A 2,558-nucleotide genomic window follows, 5' to 3' on the forward strand; every position below is an offset into this window, starting at 1 on the left:
TGTGCTGTTGTCGGGCAATTCGGGAGTGGTCATGGCGGGCTCCGGTCGGGGAAAGCAACGGAGTGATTTAGGCGCAGAGTGGGCGGGGTGTCACCTGTCAGATCTGACAGGTGGAGGGTGTTTTTCGATGAGCGGTCATTCATATTCTGGCGCAAGCAAAGTATTCGCCGGGGCACCGGGGGAATTCTGTTCACTCGGTTCATAGCTGAATACCTGCCCGTCCGCTGCTTCCAGATTCACCTGCACAATCGGTAGAAAGCGCCCTGTGGTCTGGAAATAATCCCGCTGCCCGAACTGCGCCTGCGACAGACCGTTGCTTGCATGGCTGTAGTAAAAAACTTCAAGGGGGATTTGCGAGGGAATGTCTTGCGGCCAGGTTTCAATTATCACTTCATTCCAGCTGTCACCATTGGTCACGCTGGGGCGTACATCGATGTTCAACTGAAATTGCTCCGGATCGATGTTAAAGGCACAGCTGGAGCGTGGATTGGTGGCGTAACGATCCGCCCATGCCTGTACGGTTGTGATGCCCAGCTCATCGCACATCGGCCCACGAACTCGGCAAACATCCGGAACGGGGTAGGCAGAATTGCCGTCGAAGGGGAAGCCACACCGCACATTCATCGGGGTGGCGGCGGGCGCAAAACTTTCACGAACTATGAACCCTTGCTGAACGAGAAGTCTGGTCAGCCCGGCATCCTTGCGCAAGTAACTGAAGGACACGCCCTTGTTGCCTTGCGAGACAGGGCTGGGGTTCCACATATGGAACGCCGTGGAGGCTTGGGTCCCGCGCAGTAGCACACCGTTGCAATAAAAAGCCGCCTTCCCCCCAAGACAAGTCGAGGCGGTATCGGTGTAGCGGGTGTTTAGGCGTGCCGCGACTTGATAGCCGATATACAACTGATCCCCTTGATGAAATCCAAAAACCGCCTCGGGATGCTGAGACAGGTCCATGCGCAGTATCGGCAGCCAGTCACCAGTAGCCGTGAAGTAGTCACGCTGATCCTTCTGCGCGCCGAGCAATGCCCCCGTCTGCAGTACGTCGTAGAACAGCGCTTCGATCGGCAATTGCTTCGGCGCGCTGGTGTCCCAGTTTTTGATTTGCACCTGGGTTGCCTTCGCCGACCATTCAGCGTCGATGCCTTGATGTGCCAGCAGGCTGGCCTTGAATTGGGCGGGGACCTGAGCGCTCAGCGAGCATTGTCGGGCCGGTTCTCGACTTTGCTGTTCAAAGTGCGCCAGCCAACCCGGCGCATCGCTCACGCCTGGGCCAGCGCACGAGCTGACCTCCTGCCGGGATGCCACTAGACCGCAGCCGAATTCCGGGCGGTTAGCGTCGAGTGTCAGCGGGAACGGATAAGCGCATAACGCTTCAAGGGTTTTGCCCTGACTTATCGCAGTAAACGCGTCACTGAACACGATGCCGTAGGCTGATGACAGCGTGTTTGTCCCCACGTCCGCACGCAGATACACAACACTTTCCGCACCCAGTTGCGTGGCGACATCGCCATGTTTCCAGAACTCGGTGGGCAGTTCGCTGCCACGCAGCATCACGCCACTGCAAAAGTACGCAGCGCGCCCGCCTGCACATTCGGTCAAGGTGTTTTGGTAGCGCTTGTTGAGCAACTGCGCGACTTCCGGCCCGGTGGCGGCCAGCGCCCAAGTGCTCGACAACCACACTGCAAAAAGCAGCGCTGGCGTCCATGCCATCCTTCTGTTCATCGTCGCTTCCCTGTAGATGGCCTCGGGTTCAGTCGTCGCGCATTGAGTTCGGCAGGAATGGAATCGCGTTGCTCAGTTGCGCCATGGCCACGTCCCCGAGCGCCTGGTCTTGGGGGTCATAGGAAAAGATTTCGCCAGGTGCGCTGGTGAACGTCACCCGCAATACAGGAATGAAGCGACCGGTTACTTGAAAGTAATCACGCTGTACGTAACGAGCACCAACCACGCCAGTGTCGCCAGGGTCGCCGCCGGCGGTGTGTGAAGGCTTGATAATGGTGAAGGCTTCGATGGGCAGCTGTTCCGGGTTTTCTTCCGTCCAGGCGCCCACAATCAGCTCATTCCAGCCAAGCGGGTCGGTCGCATCAGGGCGCACGGTCGTCCCCAGTTGAAACGGTCCGGGCTGCGTGTTGAAGGCGCAGGTACGTGTCGGCACGGTGGCATAGGCGGCGACCCATTTTTCCCGGGTATCGATATTTGCCTCATCACACATGGGGCGCCCCCCGGCGCGACAGATGTCCTGGGAACCGGATGTGCCGGCATCAAACGGATACAGGCAACGGACAGTCAACGGTTTACCGACGGGGGCAAAAGATTCGCGCAGAACCAGGCCCTGAGGTTTATAAGTCTGTTTGATCAAGGCGCCGTCCGTGATGAACGTGAAGGAAACACCGTTGCCATTGACCGACGAGGGGCTGGGGTTCCAGGCGTGAAACGCTGGGGACACATCGACTGCACGGATCAGCACCCCCGTGCAATTGAACGCTGCCGTACCACCACGGCATTCGGTGATTTTCTCGATGGATCGCTTGTTCAATCGCGCCGCCACCTGATAGCCA

1 protein-coding gene and 1 pseudogene are annotated in these 2,558 nt (G+C 58.5%); both read right to left on the reverse strand.

Annotated features, from left to right (window positions below; translation table 11 throughout):
* Positions 1 to 135: 135 nt before the first annotated feature.
* On the reverse strand, positions 136 to 1,722 hold the full coding sequence (locus tag ACQ4OE_RS26710) for a hypothetical protein (RefSeq protein ID WP_430948452.1): 1,587 nt from the start codon (positions 1,720 to 1,722) through the stop codon (positions 136 to 138).
* A 28-nt stretch (positions 1,723 to 1,750) separates the two neighbouring features.
* A pseudogene (locus ACQ4OE_RS26715) lies at positions 1,751 to 2,558 on the reverse strand (hypothetical protein); the annotation flags it as partial.

This window comes from Pseudomonas sp. WC2 (assembly GCF_050586545.1).
GTDB lineage: Bacteria > Pseudomonadota > Gammaproteobacteria > Pseudomonadales > Pseudomonadaceae > Aquipseudomonas.